This is a genomic window from Massilia sp. Root418 (genome assembly GCF_001425265.1).
GTDB lineage: Bacteria > Pseudomonadota > Gammaproteobacteria > Burkholderiales > Burkholderiaceae_D > Rugamonas.
Window position 1 is genome coordinate 136,095 of the sequence record NZ_LMEC01000025.1, and the last position, 15,437, is coordinate 151,531.

The following is a 15,437-nucleotide window of genomic DNA, read 5'->3' on the forward strand; positions in this document are numbered from 1 at the left end:
CTACGCCAGGCCGCAACGCCATGTTATAAGATAGCCAGCCGGCGCCGCCCGCCACACGCGGCGGTGCCGCCCTGACCGATCAATCCGAACATGGAGCAGCAATGCGTCTGACCTCGCGCCTTACCCCCTTCGCCATCGCCGCCGGCCTCACCCTGGCGGCCCACTCCGTCCATGCCCAGCAAGCCATCGTGCGCGAAGCGCCGCTGCGCGCCCACCTGTCCTTCCTGGCCGACGACCTGCTGGAAGGGCGCGGCACCGGCCAGCGCGGCGGCGACCTGGCGGTGCGCTACCTGGAGACCCAGGCTGCGCTGATGGGCCTCAAGCCGCTGGCAGACGGCACTTACCGCCAGCCGGTGCGCTTCCAGGGCACCAGGCTGCTGCCCGCCAGCTCGGTGGCCTTCTACGCCGGCAGCGGCACGCGCCTGACACCCATCCCCGGCCAGGGCATCGTGTACGGCACCGGCAGCGGCAAGGCCAGCCTGAACTTCGAAGCGCCGCTGCTGTTCGTCGGCTACGGCGTCAAGGCGGAAGAGGAAAACTGGGACGACTACAAGGGCGCCGACGTCAAGGGCAAGATCCTGGTCATGATGGTCAACGACCCGCAGCCCACCGCAGAGGAGCCGAACCGCTTCGCCGGCAAGGCCTACACCTACTACGGCCGCTGGCTGTACAAGTTCGAGGAAGCTGTTCGGCGCGGCGCCGCCGGCGCACTGCTGATCCACACCACGCCGTCGGCCTCCTATCCGTGGTCGGTGCCGGCCAATGGCTTCAGCCACGAACGCTTCCACCTGAACGCGGGCGGCAACAACATCGAGGGCTGGCTGCACGAGGACACGGCGCGCGAGCTGGTGGGCGCCTCCGGCTTCGACCTGGACGAGCTGCGCCGCCGCGCAGAGCGGCGCGACTTCCAGCCGGTGGACCTGAAGGCCACCGCGCGCGTGGAGCTGCGCAGCGTGGTGCGCCAGGTGGAGCAGTTCAACGTGGCCGGCATCGTGCCGGGCACCGATCCCAAGCTCAAGGAACAGGCCGTGGTGTACTCGGCGCACTGGGACCACCTGGGCGTCGACGAGGGCGTCAAGCGCGACGACAAGACCGACCATACCTACAACGGCGCCATCGACAACGCCTCCGGCACGGCCGCGCTGCTGGCCATGGCGGCGGAGGCGGTGAAGCACCCGGCCAAACGCACCCAGGTCTTCCTGTGGCCGGCGGCTGAGGAGCAGGGCTTGCTGGGCAGCGCTGCCTACGTGGCCAACCCGGCCTGGCCGCTGGACAAGACCAGCGCGGACCTGAACCTGGACAGCATGAATTTCGCCGGCCGCACCCGGGACATCGGCGTGGCGGGCGCGGAACGCAGCAGCCTGTACGAGACGGCCGGCCAGGTGGCCAAGAAAATGGGGCTGAAACTGGCGCCCCTGATTCCGGACCTGTCGGGCGCTTACTTCCGCGCCGACCATTTCAATTTCGCCAAGGCGGGCATCCCGGCGTTTAACGTCGGCTCGGCCGTGTTCTCCGGCGACGGCCATTTCGAGTTCGAGAAGGACCAGCAGGCCTCCAGCGACAGGCTGGTGTCGTTCAAGAAGGATTACCACCAGGTGACGGACGAGTACCGCCCGGAATGGGACTTGTCCGGCATGGTGCAGCAGGCGCAGTTCACGCTGAACCTCGGCTATGCGGTGGCCAACGCGCCCACCATGGCCAGCTTCAAGAAGGGCGATGCGTTCGCAAAGGTGAAGCGTTAGGCGGCGCTGCGGCGGGTTACGCGAGTGCCTCGCTAACCCGCCCTACGGGACCACGGGCGGGCGTGGCGACCGGGGGACGTAGGGCGGGTTAGGCCGCAGGCCAAGACCCGTACGCCGCCACAGCGTCACGCAGGCGCCGCATCCTGCCTTTCCCATTCGGCGCGCACGCCGGCTTCCCATTCGTCCGGGTCGGGCGCGTACAGGTGGACCGGCTGCGGCGCCGGCCCGTCCGCCGGGCCCATGCGCTGGTACACGAACACGCTGGTCCAGGCCACGCTGTTGGACGGGAAGTGGTGCAGCAGGCGGAAGGCCGGATGCGCCAGCGGGAAGGTGGTGCAGCTCACCAGGCAGCCCTGCGGCAGCTCGCGCGCCAGCTTGGCCGCCAGCGCGTCCATCAGCGGCGCGAAGCAGGTGCTATAGATGAACACCAGGCTGGCGCGGCTGACGTCCGCTTCGAACATATTTTGCTCGCGCAGCACGATGCGCGCGTCCAGCGCCAGCAGGTGCCGCAGCGTGGCGGCGTGGCCGAAAGGCAGCGCCAGCGGCGCATCCGCGTCCACTCCTTGCGGCGACAGCGCGGCCAGCAACCCTTGGGCGCGGTCCAGCAGGCGCGCGCGGCGCTCCACCGCCATGCCGTGGCGGTAGCCCATCAGCTCCACACCGGTGCAGCGCGCGAACGGCAGGGCCAGCGCGGCCGACATCACCACCTTGCCCAGGCCGCTGCCCAGGTCCATCATCTCCCCGCCCGGCGCCACGTAGCGGCGGATGGCGTCAAAGTAATTCTCCAGCTCGTAGCGCTGGAACTCCCCGTAGATCAAACTGCCGTCGTCGACCAGCCATTGGCGCAATTCGGCGTCGCTCACCTGCTCCAGTTCCAGCGTGCCCGGGGCCGGCGGCGCCGGTTCCGGCGGCAGCATGCCATGGCGCTGGATGCTGGCCGGCAGCAGGCCGATCACGTAGCGCAGGTGGGGCTTCATGCGGGCGATGAAATAACCGCGCCGGGACGGATCGCGGAAGGCGCGCCGCAGCGCCAGGCCGATCTCGGTGAAGCGCGCGAAACGGCCGCTGTCGAGCAGCGCGCGCAGCGGCCGCACGTGCAGCTCGCCGCCCTCCACGCTGTCCAGCAAGGCTGCCAGCACATCCTCCGCCGTGGCGCAGGCGGACGGCACGGCGGCGGGCCGGTCGGCGCGGCGCCAGGCCGGAGTGTTCGGGTTGGCCGGCTCGCTCATCGCTTTCCTCAGCAGGGCTGGCCGGCCAGGCGGGCCTCGTTCTCGACCAGCACCGCCTCGAACGCGGCGGCCGGCACCGGGCGGCTGAAGTAGTAGCCCTGCATCTGGCGGCAGCCGTGCTGGCGCAGGAAGGCCATCTGCTCCAGCGTTTCCACGCCCTCGGAAATCACGTCCAGCTTCAGGTTGGCCGCCAGCGCAATGATGGTGGTGACGATGGCCGCGTCGTCCGGGTCCACGGTCAGGTCGCGCACGAAGGTCTGGTCGATTTTCAGGACATCGATCTCGAAGCGCTTCAGGTGCGCCAGGCTGGAATAGCCGGTGCCGAAATCGTCGATGGCCAGCAGCACGCCCAGCTTCTTCACCTCGTGCATCACGGCGATGGCGTGCTCCACGTCGTTCATCACCTGGCTCTCGGTCAGCTCCAGCTCCAGGCAGGCCGGCGGCAGGCCGGTTTCGGCCAGCACCGCGGCCACCGACTGCACGAAGTCCGGCTCGGCCATCTGGCGCGCCGACACGTTGACGGCCATGCGCAGGCCGTCGCGCTGGCCGGCGGCGCGCCAGGCCATCAGCTGTTCGCACGCGGTGCGCAGCACCCAGGCGCCCACCGGCAGGATCAAGCCGGTTTCCTCGGCCAGCGGGATGAAGCGGTTCGGCGCCACCATGCCCAGCTCCGGATGCTGCCAGCGGACCAGCGCTTCCATACCGACGATGCGGCCGCTGGCCGTGTCCACCTGCGGCTGGTAGTGCAGTACCAGCTCGCGCCGCTCCAGCGCGGTGCGCAGCGCGCCTTCGATCAGCATGCGCTCGCCCAGCTGCTCGTTCATGGCCGGCGTGTAGAACTGGTAGTTGTTGCCGCCCATTTCCTTGGCGCGGTACATGGCGATGTCGGACCGCTCCATCAGCGCGCCGGGGTCCACGCTGTCGTCCGGATAGACCGCGATGCCGGCGCTGCAGGTGAAGAACAGTTCCTGGCCGTCGATCAGCAGCGGCGCGGCCAGGCAGTCCAGCACGCGCTGCACCTGGTCGGCGCGCGGCGAGAGCGCGCCCTGCTCGGGCAGCAGCATCAGCGCGAACTCGTCGCCGCCGATGCGCGCCACCGTGTCCACCGGGCGCAGGGCCAGCTGCAGCCGCTCCGCCACCGCCTGCAGCAGGCGGTCGCCGCCCTTGTGCCCGAGGCGGCTGTTGGTGAACTTGAAGCGGTCCAGGTCGATCGACACCACCCACAGCGCATGCCCCTTGCGCTCCGAGTGCGTGATGGTCTGGCGCAGCCGGTCCAGCAGCAGCACCCGGTTCGGCAGGCCGGTCAGCGCGTCGTGCGTGGACTGGTGGTGCAGCTCGGTCTCGTAAGCCTTGATGGCGGTGATGTCGTGCATGAAGGAGACGAAATGGGTCACTTCGCCGTGCTCGTCGCGCACCGGCGACACGTAGACGTCATTCCAGAACATGGCGCCATCCTTGCGGTAGTGGCGCAGCACGGCGTGGCCTTCGCGCTGTTCGCGCACCGCCGCCGTCAGCTCCTTGACGCCCGGCTGGTCCGTGTCGTCGCCGTGCAGCATGCGCGTGCTGCGGCCGATCAGCTCCGCGCTGGGGTAGCCGGTCAGGCGCTCGAACGCGGGATTGACGTAGACGATGCCATAGCGCGGCGCGCCGTCCGTGATCATGATGGCGTTGACGTTCGATTCGATGGCCCGGTCGCGCAGCCGCATGGCGCGGTTGACGTCCTTCAGCTCGGCGGTGCGCTGGTCCACGCGGTGCTGCACGTCGCGGTTGCGGCTGGCCAGCGAGTGCACATAGGCTGCTCCCAGCACGCTCACGATGGCGCCCAGCGCCAGCGTGAAGATGGAGGCCAGGTGGTCGCTCACCGGCACGCCGCCGGGCTGGCTGGCCACCATCAGCCAGGTCTTGCCGGCCACGTCGAAGGGCTGCACCAGGCGCGCCGGCTGGGCCGGATACATCCACGACGGCAGGGTGGCCTGCGCGGGTGGCGGCGGCAGCGCCTCGAACACCAGCGCCTCGGGCTCCTGGCCGTCGCTGGCGTAGACCTTCAGGTTTAACCCCAGGTTGCCGCGCAGGCCGGCGGCGGCGTAGATCTTTTCTATCATGTCGGCCGGGCGCATCACCATGGCCGTCTCGCCCACCAGGGCGGCGCGGCGCGCAGCCGGGTCGGCCGGCGCGGCGCCGAACCGGAACACCGGCATCGACACGATCACGCCCAGGCGCGGTTCCGGTCCCTGGGCCAGGCGCACCAGCTTGCTGGCGGCGGGCTGGCCGCTGTCGTAAGCCTGCTGGCGCGAGCCGCCGTCCACCACCGGCCACGCCGTGTCCAGGCCCAGCGCGGCCCGGTTCTCGGCCAGCGGTTCGATGAACTCGATCACGCGGTAGCTGGCGCGCTCCCCGGCCGGCACCGGCCTGCCGTCGCGCATTTCGGTCAGCGTGAGCCCCGGCACCACGGCGCCCAGTTCGGCCTCCAGCGCGGGGCGCTCGGCGTGGCTGATGAAGCGCAGGTGGCTGATGCCCTGCACGTAGGGCGCGCGCTCCAGGATGGGGCGGGTGAACAGATGGAATTCGTCGCGGCTCACCTGCGCCCGGCTGGCAAACAGCTGGTTCACCGAACTGAGGCCGGCGATGGCGTTGCCGACGCCCTGCTGCAGGGCGAACAGCCGCGCGTGCGCGCGCTGCATGAAAGCGAGCGACACCTTGTCCTGCTCCAGCCGGCTCACGCCGCCGAACAGCAGCGCCGTACACCCCAGGCCGCACAGCAGGGCCAGCGCCATGGGGCGGTACTTCGCCCACCTGCCGGGCAGCGGCTGGGCGGTGGCGGCATGGAAAATGGGAGAAGCGCTAATCGGGTTCACCCGTCGTGGATGCTGGTAAAGCCACAAGATTAGCATGGATGGCGCTGGCGCGGCGGCATCAGAAGGTGCCGCTGAGCATATAATGGGCTCATCGTGTACATTCGTGGCAACTCGTGGCAACTATGGCTTCCTCCTTCGCACGCGGCATGGCCTGGCTGGGCACAGCACCGGCGTTACTGCTGGCGCTGGCCCTGGCGCTGCTGCCGGCAGGTCCCGCCCGCGCCAACACCGCCGTGCTGTACGGCGGCGGCGTGGTGGCCGGCTGCAGCTACGCCGCCGCCAGCAGCACCTACACCTGCGCGCCCTTCCCGTCCACCCAGGACGTCACCATCGCCAGCGGCTACACGGTGGTGCTGACGGGCCCCATCGATTTCGACTACAACCAGCAGCTCAACATGAGCGGCACGGCCCAGCTGCGGGTGGCGGGCAACCTGGATATCGCCGGGATCAAGGCTTCCAACCTGAACATCACCGGCGGCTCGCTGATCAGCAGCGGCCAGTTCAGCATGGGCGCCCAGCCGCAGACCATCGTGGCCGACGTCAGCGCCGCCAGCATGAAGATCGGCACCGGTTCGACCACCAAGGTGACCGGCAACCTGACCGCCACCGGCCAGATCGACATCGCCTCGCACGCCACCATCATCGGCGACATCAGCGGCGGCAAGGTCACCACCGGCTCGCCGGTGTCGCTGACGGGCGACGTGACGGCCAGCGTATCGTTCAACCTGTCCTCGGGCAGCACGCTGGACGGCAACCTGGTGTCGCCCGTCGTGTCGCTCGACCCGTCGCCGTCGCGCGTAAACGGCAACGTCACTGCCAGCACCTCGCTCACCATCGGCTCGTCCAGCAGCATCAACGGCAACGTGGTGGCCGGCGCGGTGGTGCTGCAGTCGTCGGAAGCCTACATCACCGGCACGGCCCTGGTCGACACGCTCAAGCTGAACTGGCACGGCCGGGTGTACCAGGCCGTCACCTGCCGCAACTACACCAGCGGCAATCCCTGCACCTGCGTGGATGACGACAGCGGCTACAGCAACACCAGCTATGCGACCGTGTGCACCGCGCCGGCCACCAACAACGCGGTCCACCACTACCAGATCACACACGACGGCGCCGGATTGACCTGCCAGCCGGAAGCGGTCACCGTCAAGGCGTGCGCGAATGCCGACTGCAGCGCGCTGTACAACGGCACCGCGCAGCTGAAGCTGGCGCCCAATTCGGTGGACTCGCCGGCACCGACCGTCTCGGTCGCCGGCGCCGGCGGCACCGGCTACGTGCGCCAGACCACGGCAGGCAACGCCACACTTGCCGTCGTCGCCAACAGCGCCAGCCCGGCGCCGACGGCGGGCGCCAACAGCACGGTGTGCATCGGCGGCGGGACTGGCACGCCCTGCGTCATGAAATTCAGCGAAGCGGGCTTCGATGTTTCCGCCGTTGACCACAAGGCCGGCGAGAGCGCGCAGTTCACTGTCAAGGCCATGATGGCGGACCAGGCCAATCCGTCCAGCTGCATACCGCTGATTGCCAACAGCAGCAAGACCATCGTCATGCGCTGCGGTTACGTGGACCCGTCAAGCAATACCAACCCCAACATCGCCGGCCGCAACGTCAGCCTTGCCGGGGAGTCGCCCTCCACCGCCGCGCTGGCGTGCGGCAGCGGCAGCCCATCCGGCGGCGCCGCTGGCAATCTGTCGCTGCGGTTCGACCAGAACGGCGTGGCCAGGGGCACCATGGTCTATAACGACGTGGGCAAGGTGGCGCTGTCGGCCGAATACACTGCCGGCAACGCCAACTTCGTCACCGGCAGAAGCACCGACATCCTGGTCGCGCCCTACAAATACAGCATCGTCCAGGCCAGCAAGGCCAATCACACGCCCGCCTCCAACGCGGCCGGCGAGGTCTTTGCCAAGGCCGGCGAGGTGTTCGCCGTGCGGGTAACCGCACTCAGCATGAACGACGTGGCAACCTCCAACTTCGGCCGCGAAAGCAAGCCAGGCCAGTTCGAACTGACGCACGCGCTGGTCGATCCGGCCCCGGCCGCCGGCAATGCCGGCACGCTCACCGCGCCCGACCAGAGGGCGATGGGCATCGCCATCAACGCCGGCGCTGCCGGCGCCACGCCGGGCAGCTTCCTGATCAACAACCTGAGCTGGAACGAAGTCGGCATCATCCAGATCACTGCCACCACCCTGACCGGCGGCGACTACGCCGGCATCTACAAGGGCATGGCTGCCGCGCTGGCCGGCAAGGGCAGCAGCGGCAACGTCGGCCGCTTCATTCCGGACCATTTCGACGTCACCCTCGCCGGGGCCGGCGCGCCGCCCTTCATGGCCTGCCCGGCAGCCGGGATTTTCCCGATCTCCTGCAGCGGCGGCTGGTTCGTTTACGCGGGCCAGCCTTTCGGGCTGAACCTCGCTGCCATGAGCGGCGGCAGCGCGCCCGCCCTGACCAGGAACTACGCGGGCAGCTACGCCCGCGCGATTGGCATCACCGCCTGGAACGCGGCAGGCGCCACCGGCAACGCCAACGACAATCCCGAATATCGCCCGCTGGACAATGCGGCCACCAGCATGCCAGCCCGCCCGGAGGACGTGGGCGGCCCGGGCGGCCCCACCGTCACGACGGACTTCACCTTCACCGCCGGCACGGGCCAGGGCGGGGTCAAGTACGCCTTCACCAAGGATTTGCGCACCGCCGACCAGTTGACCAAGATCTCGCGGCCGGTCAATGTGTTCTTCCGCGCCACCGACAGCGACGCCGTGACCTCGCTGCGCGCGGGTGCCGTGGAAGCCGGCCTCGCGGTGGCGGCCGGGCGCCTGCAGGTGGCGCACAGCTATGGATCGCCGCTGCTCAAGCGGCGCGTGGAGGTGGAATCCCAGTACTGGACCGGCACCCAGTTCCTGCATAACAGGGCGGATTTCACGCAGAGCACCGGCGCGCTGGCCGGCAGCGGCATGCTGACCTACGAAGCCTGCACCAGGAGCTTGAACCCGGGCGGCGCCTGCTACGCCATCGGCGCGGACAGCACTCCGCCCACGCTGCTGTTCGACACCGGCCGCTCCTTCCTGCGCCTGAATGCCCCCGGCCTGGGCCGCGACGGCAGCGTGAACCTGCGCGTGAACGCCATTCCCTGGCTCCCCAGCACGGCCGGCCGCCTCACCTACGGCGTGTACCGTTCGCCAGTGATCTACCTGCGCGAACTGCACTGAGCGGCGCAGCGGCCGCCCGAACTGCGGTAGCATGGCCGTTTTCCCCACCAACGGCAAAGGAACGGGCATGGACGGCACTTCCAAGTGGATCGAGATACAGGGCGGCGACGGCGCCTTCGGGGCCTACCTGGCGCTGCCGCGCGCCAGCAGCGCCGGCGGCGCGCCCGGCATCGTGCTGCTGCAGGAGATTTTCGGCGTCAATGAACACATCCGCAGCGTGGCCGAACAGTACGCGGCGGACGGCTACGTGGTGCTGGCGCCGGACCTGTTCTGGCGCCAGGGCCAGCGCATTGAACTGGGCTACGGCGAGGCCGACTGGCAGCGCGCCGTGCAGCTCAAGAAGGCCAGCGACATCAAGCAGGCCCAGGCCGACATCCGCGCCGCCGCGCAAGCCCTGCGCGCGCTGCCCGGCGTGGGCGCCAGGATCGCTTCGCTGGGCTTTTGCTACGGCGGCCTGCTGTCCGACCACGCGGCCGCCAACGGCGACGTGGACGCGGCCGTGGCCTATTACGGCGGCGGCATCCAGGACGCGCTGGCACGGGCCGACGAGATCCACGTGCCGCTGATGATGCACTTCGGTGCCCGCGACAGCCACATTCCGCTCGACGCGGTCAAGCACATCGCCGAGCGCTTCGACGAGCGCGACAACGTGGAAGTGCACGTCTACACCGAGGCCGAACACGGTTTCAACTGCAGCCACCGCGCCAGCTACCGCCAGCAGCCTGCCGCGCTGGCGCACGGCCACACGCTCGTGTTCCTGAGCGAAACCATCTAGCGCCGTCTCTCCCCAATGGCGCATAGTATGCCGCCACGCGCGGCGGCATACTGCAGGCTACCGCTAAAGTCCGCAGGAGAACCGCATGAGCAGCAACGCCAGCAATGCCAGCAACGCACACAACGGCAGTCCCGACCCCGTCCTGATCCTCATCAACGGCTGTTTCCACACGGTCGACAAATCCAAGCCGCAGGCCAGCGCGGTCGCCATCCAGGGCGGACGCTTCCTGGCCGTGGGCGACGCCGACGAGGTAATGCGCCACCGCACGCCCACCAGCCAGGTGATCGACCTGAACGGGCGCACCGTGGTGCCCGGCCTGAACGACTCGCACCTGCACCTGATCCGGGGCGGCCTGAATTACAACCTGGAGCTGCGCTGGGAGGGCGTGCCCTCGCTGGCCGACGCGCTGCGCATGCTCAAGGAACAGGCGCTGCGCACGCCCAGCCCGCAGTGGGTGCGCGTGGTGGGCGGCTGGAACGAATTCCAGTTCGCCGAGAAGCGCATGCCCACCCTGGACGAGATCAACGCCGCCGCGCCGGACACGCCGGTATTCGTGCTGCACCTGTACGACCGCGCCCTGCTGAACCGCGCCGCGCTGCGCGTGGTGGGCTATGACAAGGACACGCCCAACCCGCCCGGCGGCGAAATCCAGCGCGACGCCTCCGGCAACCCGACCGGCATGCTGATCGCCCGCCCCAACGCCATGATCCTGTACGCCACCCTGGCCAAGGGCCCCAAGCTGCCGCTGGACCTGCAAGTCAATTCCACGCGCCAGTTCATGCGCGAGCTGAACCGCCTGGGCGTGACCTCCGCCATCGACGCCGGCGGCGGCTTCCAGAACTACCCGGACGACTATTCCGTGGTAGAGCAGCTGGCGCGCGACGAGCAGCTCACCATCCGCATCGCCTACAACCTGTTCACGCAGAACAAGGGCAAGGAACTGGAAGACTTCGAGAAGTGGACCGGCATGGTGACCCCGGGCCAGGGCACGGACTTCTACCGCCACAACGGCGCCGGTGAAATGCTGGTGTTCTCGGCGGCCGACTTCGAGGACTTCCTGGAACCGCGCCCGGACCTGAACCCGGACATGGAAGCGGAACTGGAAAAGGTGGTGCGCCACCTGGTGAGCAAGCGCTGGCCGTTCCGCCTGCACGCCACCTACGACGAATCGATCTCGCGCATGCTGGACGTGTTCGAGAAGGTGAACCGCGACATCCCCTTCGGCGACCTGCACTGGATGTTCGACCACGCCGAGACCATCAGCCCGCGCAATATCGAGCGCGTGAAGGCGCTCAACGGCGGCATCGCCATCCAGCACCGCATGGCCTTCCAGGGCGAGTACTTCGTGGAGCGCTACGGCACGGAGGCGGCCAAGGCCACGCCGCCCATCAAGCGCATGCTGGAAAACGGCGTGCCGGTGGGCGCCGGCACCGACGCCACCCGGGTGGCCAGCTACAACCCGTGGACCGCGCTGTACTGGCTGGTGTCCGGCCGCACCGTGGGCGGCATGCGCCTGTACGACGCGGGCGCCAAGCTCTCGCGCGACACGGCCATCGAGCTGTGGACGGCAGGCAGCGCCTGGTTCTCCAGCGAGCAGGGCAAGAAGGGCCGCATCCAGGAAGGCATGCTGGCCGACCTGGCGGTGCTGTCGGCGGACTTCTTCACCGTGGACGAGGATGCCATCAAGGGCATCGAATCCGTGCTGACCGTGGTCGGCGGCAAGGTGGTCTACGGCCAGGCCGAGTTCACGCCGCTGGCCCCGCCGCCGATTCCGGTGCTGCCGGACTGGTCGCCGGTGGCCAGCACGCCCGGGCACTGGCGCACGGCCGCTCCCGCGCCTGCCGCCAAGGCCGCCGCCCTGCCGCACCAGTGCCAGGGCCCGTGCGGGGTGCACGCGCACGCACACGACCGCGCGCGCCGGTCCAAGGTGCCGGTGTCGGACTTCAGCGGCTTCTGGGGCGCGCTGGGCTGCAGCTGTTTCGCATTCTGACGGAGGCGCGCATGAACTATACGAAAATCGCGCTGGGGCTGGTGCTGTCCTTCGTGGTGGGCGCCGGCTGCAAGCTGTTCGGCATCCCGGCCGCCTCGCCGCCGGTACTCAGCGGCGCGCTGCTGGTGTTCGCGATGAGCAGCGGCTACTGGCTGGTGGACCGCTACCTGGCACGCAGCCAGGCCCGCGGCCAGTCCCGTCCCGCTGCGCAGAACAAGCAGCACTGCGGCGGCCACGCGCTGGAAGGCGCCGCCAAGGAGGCGTCCAAATGAGCGCGCTCTTCATCGGCGCCCTGCTGGGGCTGGCCGTGGGCGGCGTGTGCCGCTGGTTCGACATCCCCTCCCCTTCGCCGCCGACGCCGGTGGGCGCGCTGCTGGTGGTGGCCATGACGGCGGGCTACGTGGCCGCCGGCATGCTGTAGCGCAGCGCCGCCGAGCGGCTCATTTGCGCAGCGGCCGCACTTGCAGCGTGGCGCCGATGAGAAAGACCAGGAACAGGATGCCGGCCGCCATCTTGAGCCACTCGGCCTCGGGGCTGGCGGCCAGCGGACTGCCCACCGGCAGGCGCACGGCGGTTTCCGTCATGGCAGGGATCATGTGGAAGAAAAAGGTCAGCGAATAGCTCACCGTCATGACGGCGGCGGCCCTGGCGCCGAACAGGCTGCCGCGCGCGGCCAGCCAGGCCAGCCCCAGCACCAGCAGGGTCATCAGGCCCAGTGCGTGCGGCTTGCCGAAGCCGCCGCGCTCGAAGATCCCGAAGCCGGTCAAGCAGGTCAGCACCGTGGCCCAGATGTAGACCTGGCCCAGGGTGTTGGCGGGGTTGATGCCCTTGTCGCGGAAAAAGGCGGCCAGGCCGGCGATGAGCGCGACCAGGCTGATGGCGGTATGGATGGTGCCGAGCGGAGTAAGTCCTAGCATGGTGTCTGTCCTCGGGTGATGTTGGCCAGTCCATGCTAATACTGTTGAGCCTTGCCGTCTTATGGCAAAAGGCAGGGACAAGGGAACGCTGCGCTAGAATGTCGATATGTCTTTTAAGAAACTTCTGCCCCAGGCAACCCTGCTGCTGTCGCTGATGCCGCTCACTGCGGCGGCGGCCGGCGCGCTGCGCGTGGGCGGTTTCGTGGTGGCGCCCATCGTGCTGGGCAACGCCGGGGCCCCGCTGCACGGGGCGCTGCGCGACTACTTGGAACAGGAGGTGGTGGCGCGCGGCGTGGCGCTGGAATGGACGCCAGCCACCTCGCTGCCGCGCGCCATCGAAAACCTGAAAAGCGGCGCCATCGACATCCTGCTGGTGACCAGCGAACGCTACGACCACCTGCCGGAGGTGGCCATGTTCAACTGGTCCTACCTGCGTACCCAGCCGCACCTGGCCGCGCGCAGCGACGCGCCGCTGCAGGCGGTGCAGTCGCTGCAGCAGCTGGCCGGCATGGAAATCGGCTGGGTCGGCGGCACCACGGTGCCGGCGCCGCTGCAGAGCGTACCCATCCAGTGGAAATTCCTGTCGGTGCCGGACTGGCAGAGCATGAATATGCGCAAGCTCAAGGCCGGCCGCATCCAGGCGGTGTTTTTCGAGAACAGCTATTCGCCGCGCTATTTTGCCGCCAGTGAACACGTCGACATCAAGCTGCTCAAGCTGCCCATGGCCGAACGCCACTTCACCATGGCCTACTCGGCCAAGGCCGACGCCGCCGCGATCGCGCGCTTCAACAAGGTGGCCGGCAGCGCCTTTGCCAACGAACAGTTCAAGGCCTATCTGGACCAGTACATGAGGAAATGACGCGGGCTTGCGGCAGCGCAAACCGGGCGCCAGTTTCCACTGTATCGTCGGCCGTATCGTCCGCTGCGGCGCGCCGCCGGCCGCCCGGGGCCGCTACAATGGCGGGACGGATATGGAGGCTGCCATGCGATCGAATGCGCTGAGAATGCTGGTTCTGTCCTTTGCCCTCGCGGGCGTGGCTGGCTGCGGCGGCGGTGGCGGCAGCGCCCCCGTGGTCACGCCGCCTGTCACGCCACCGCCCCCTCCGCCGGTCACCCCGCCCGCCACGCTGCAGCTGGCATTGCAGAGCGTGGCCAGCGGGCTGGCGCAGCCGCTATACCTGACCGCGCCGGCCGGCGACAGCCGCCTGTTCATCGTCGAGCGCCCGGGCCGCATCCGCATCGTCGCCAACGGCGCCCTGCTGCCCACGCCCTTCCTCGACATCAGCAGCAAGACCTCCACCACCGGCGAGCGCGGCCTGCTGTCGGTGGCCTTCCACCCGCAGTACGCCCAGAACGGCAGCTTCTTCATCTACTACACCGACCTCAACGGCGACATTGCCGTGGACCGCATGAAGGTTTCCACCATCAACGCCAACCTGGCCGATCCCGCCACCGCCGGCCGCGTGATCACCATCCCGCACCGCGAGTTCAGCAACCACAACGGCGGCCAGCTGGCCTTCGGCCCGGACGGCTACCTGTACATGGCCACCGGCGACGGCGGCGGCGCGGGCGACCCGGCGCGCAACGCCCAGAACCTCAACTCGCTGCTGGGCAAGATCCTGCGGCTGGACGTGGGCATCATCGTGCCCGGCCAGACCTACGGCATCCCTTCCGGCAACCCGTACGCGGGCCAGGCGGGCCGGCGCGGCGAGATCTGGGCCTACGGCCTGCGCAACCCCTGGCGCTTCGCCTTCGACCGCACCGACGGGCTGCTGTACATCGCCGACGTGGGCCAGGACCAGCGCGAGGAGGTGGACGTGGCGCCCGCCGCGCAGGGTGGGCAGAACTACGGCTGGAACATCATGGAAGGCACGGCCTGCTACAACGCCGCCAGTTGCGACCAGACGGGGCTGACCCTGCCGGTGTTCGAATACCTGCACGGCGCCAACGACGCCAACGGCTGCTCCATCACCGGCGGCTATGTCTACCGGGGCACGGCCATTCCCGAGCTGGCGGGCACGTATTTCTACTCGGACTTCTGCAAGGGCTACCTGAAGAGCTTCGCCTACCGCAACGGCACAGTCAGCGCGGCGCAAGAATGGACGGTGGACAACCCGGGCAATGTCCTGTCCTTCGGACAGGACGCGCAAGGCGAGCTGTATGTGCTGGCCGGCAGCGGCCAGGTGTACCGCATCATCCGGCGCTAGGGGCCGGGCGGGTTAAAATGACGGGTATCGCAACCCGCCCTTCGCTTGATCGCTAATTTCGCCATGGCACGCCTGAAACTTGAATTCCCGGAAGACCAGTTTTACTTTTCCACCCAGCTGACCGTGCGCGTCACCGACATCAACGGCGCCAACCACCTGGGCAACGATTCGATGATCTCCATGATCTCGGAGGCGCGCGCACGCTTCCTGTACGACTTCGGCGTGCGCGAGACGGAAGGCGACGGCAACGGCATCATCGTCACCGACCTGGCCACCACCTACAAGGCCGAGGCCCACGCGCGCGACCATTTGCTGTTCGAGGTGGGCGTGATGGACTTCAACAAATACGGCGGCGACATCACCTTCCGCATCACGCGCCCGCAAGACCAGGCGCTGGTGGCCATGGCCAAGTCGGGCTTCGTGTTTTTCAACTACAAGAGCAGCCAGGTGGTGCCGATGCCCGAGGACTTCCTGGCGAAGTTCCCCCGGGTTAACTGGCTGGACTAGACCGCA

General features: G+C 68.7%; 12 protein-coding genes. 9 read left to right on the top strand and 3 right to left on the bottom strand.

Annotated features, from left to right (window positions below; genetic code table 11):
* The first annotated feature begins 101 nt into the window (after positions 1-101).
* Positions 102-1,742: a M28 family peptidase gene (locus ASC94_RS27410; RefSeq protein ID WP_056403867.1), complete on the top strand. Its 1,641-nt coding sequence runs from the start codon at positions 102-104 to the stop codon at positions 1,740-1,742.
* A 125-nt stretch (positions 1,743-1,867) separates the two neighbouring features.
* Here the strand turns inward: ASC94_RS27410 and ASC94_RS27415 are convergent, their stop codons facing one another.
* The gene (locus ASC94_RS27415) at positions 1,868-2,971 is read right to left on the bottom strand and encodes a histone methylation protein DOT1-like protein (protein WP_056403871.1); all 1,104 of its coding nucleotides are present in this window, start codon (positions 2,969-2,971) and stop codon (positions 1,868-1,870) included.
* Positions 2,972-2,979: 8 nt separating this feature from the next.
* Positions 2,980-5,826, bottom strand: a complete 2,847-nt coding sequence (locus tag ASC94_RS27420) for an EAL domain-containing protein (RefSeq protein ID WP_307718855.1) — start codon at positions 5,824-5,826, stop codon at positions 2,980-2,982.
* Positions 5,827-5,948: 122 nt separating this feature from the next.
* On the opposite strand from ASC94_RS27420, the gene ASC94_RS27425 reads away from it, so the two are divergent.
* The 5 genes from ASC94_RS27425 to ASC94_RS27445 all read left to right on the top strand — a co-directional run bounded on the left by ASC94_RS27425 (position 5,949) and on the right by ASC94_RS27445 (position 12,221).
* Positions 5,949-9,035, top strand: coding sequence for a DUF6701 domain-containing protein (locus tag ASC94_RS27425; RefSeq protein ID WP_056403877.1), 3,087 nt, complete (start codon positions 5,949-5,951; stop codon positions 9,033-9,035).
* A 67-nt stretch (positions 9,036-9,102) separates the two neighbouring features.
* Positions 9,103-9,810: a dienelactone hydrolase family protein gene (locus ASC94_RS27430; RefSeq protein ID WP_056403880.1), complete on the top strand. Its 708-nt coding sequence runs from the start codon at positions 9,103-9,105 to the stop codon at positions 9,808-9,810.
* An 85-nt stretch (positions 9,811-9,895) separates the two neighbouring features.
* Complete coding sequence (locus ASC94_RS27435) at positions 9,896-11,800, top strand: amidohydrolase (RefSeq protein ID WP_056403883.1); 1,905 nt, start codon at positions 9,896-9,898, stop codon at positions 11,798-11,800.
* An 11-nt stretch (positions 11,801-11,811) separates the two neighbouring features.
* Positions 11,812-12,072 carry a DUF1427 family protein gene (locus ASC94_RS27440; protein WP_056403886.1) on the top strand — a complete coding sequence of 87 codons (261 nt, stop codon included), beginning with the start codon at positions 11,812-11,814 and terminating at the stop codon, positions 12,070-12,072.
* Positions 12,069-12,221: a DUF1427 family protein gene (locus ASC94_RS27445; RefSeq protein ID WP_056403889.1), complete on the top strand. Its 153-nt coding sequence runs from the start codon at positions 12,069-12,071 to the stop codon at positions 12,219-12,221. Before ASC94_RS27440 ends, ASC94_RS27445 begins: the two co-directional genes overlap by 4 nt.
* 19 nt (positions 12,222-12,240) lie before the next feature.
* On the opposite strand, the gene ASC94_RS27450 is transcribed toward ASC94_RS27445, so the two are convergent.
* Entirely contained in the window at positions 12,241-12,717 is a 477-nt protein-coding gene (locus tag ASC94_RS27450; protein ID WP_056403893.1) for a hypothetical protein, read from the bottom strand.
* 106 nt (positions 12,718-12,823) lie between these two features.
* On the opposite strand from ASC94_RS27450, the gene ASC94_RS27455 reads away from it, so the two are divergent.
* From ASC94_RS27455 to ASC94_RS27465, 3 genes are all read left to right on the top strand, one after another.
* Positions 12,824-13,576 (top strand): ABC transporter substrate-binding protein, encoded by a 753-nt coding sequence (locus tag ASC94_RS27455; protein WP_056403896.1) that lies wholly within the window; start codon positions 12,824-12,826, stop codon positions 13,574-13,576.
* Between the two features lie 145 nt (positions 13,577-13,721).
* Entirely contained in the window at positions 13,722-14,924 is a 1,203-nt protein-coding gene (locus ASC94_RS27460; protein ID WP_056403899.1) for a sorbosone dehydrogenase family protein, read from the top strand.
* A gap of 63 nt (positions 14,925-14,987) precedes the next feature.
* Positions 14,988-15,431, top strand: coding sequence for a thioesterase family protein (locus ASC94_RS27465; RefSeq protein ID WP_056404347.1), 444 nt, complete (start codon positions 14,988-14,990; stop codon positions 15,429-15,431).
* Positions 15,432-15,437 lie beyond the last annotated feature (6 nt).

Excerpts from the sequence above, each read along its gene's own strand:
- ASC94_RS27435 (WP_056403883.1), top strand. The coding sequence starts at position 9,896 with ATGAGCAGCAACGCCAGCAATGCCAGCAACGCACACAACGGCAGTCCC.
- ASC94_RS27450 (WP_056403893.1), bottom strand. The coding sequence starts at position 12,717 with ATGCTAGGACTTACTCCGCTCGGCACCATCCATACCGCCATCAGCCTG.
- ASC94_RS27455 (WP_056403896.1), top strand. The coding sequence starts at position 12,824 with ATGTCTTTTAAGAAACTTCTGCCCCAGGCAACCCTGCTGCTGTCGCTG.
- ASC94_RS27425 (WP_056403877.1), top strand. The coding sequence starts at position 5,949 with ATGGCTTCCTCCTTCGCACGCGGCATGGCCTGGCTGGGCACAGCACCG.
- ASC94_RS27430 (WP_056403880.1), top strand. The coding sequence starts at position 9,103 with ATGGACGGCACTTCCAAGTGGATCGAGATACAGGGCGGCGACGGCGCC.
- ASC94_RS27465 (WP_056404347.1), top strand. The coding sequence starts at position 14,988 with ATGGCACGCCTGAAACTTGAATTCCCGGAAGACCAGTTTTACTTTTCC.
- ASC94_RS27460 (WP_056403899.1), top strand. The coding sequence starts at position 13,722 with ATGCTGGTTCTGTCCTTTGCCCTCGCGGGCGTGGCTGGCTGCGGCGGC.
- ASC94_RS27415 (WP_056403871.1), bottom strand. The coding sequence starts at position 2,971 with ATGAGCGAGCCGGCCAACCCGAACACTCCGGCCTGGCGCCGCGCCGAC.
- ASC94_RS27440 (WP_056403886.1), top strand. The coding sequence starts at position 11,812 with ATGAACTATACGAAAATCGCGCTGGGGCTGGTGCTGTCCTTCGTGGTG.
- ASC94_RS27410 (WP_056403867.1), top strand. The coding sequence starts at position 102 with ATGCGTCTGACCTCGCGCCTTACCCCCTTCGCCATCGCCGCCGGCCTC.
- ASC94_RS27445 (WP_056403889.1), top strand. The coding sequence starts at position 12,069 with ATGAGCGCGCTCTTCATCGGCGCCCTGCTGGGGCTGGCCGTGGGCGGC.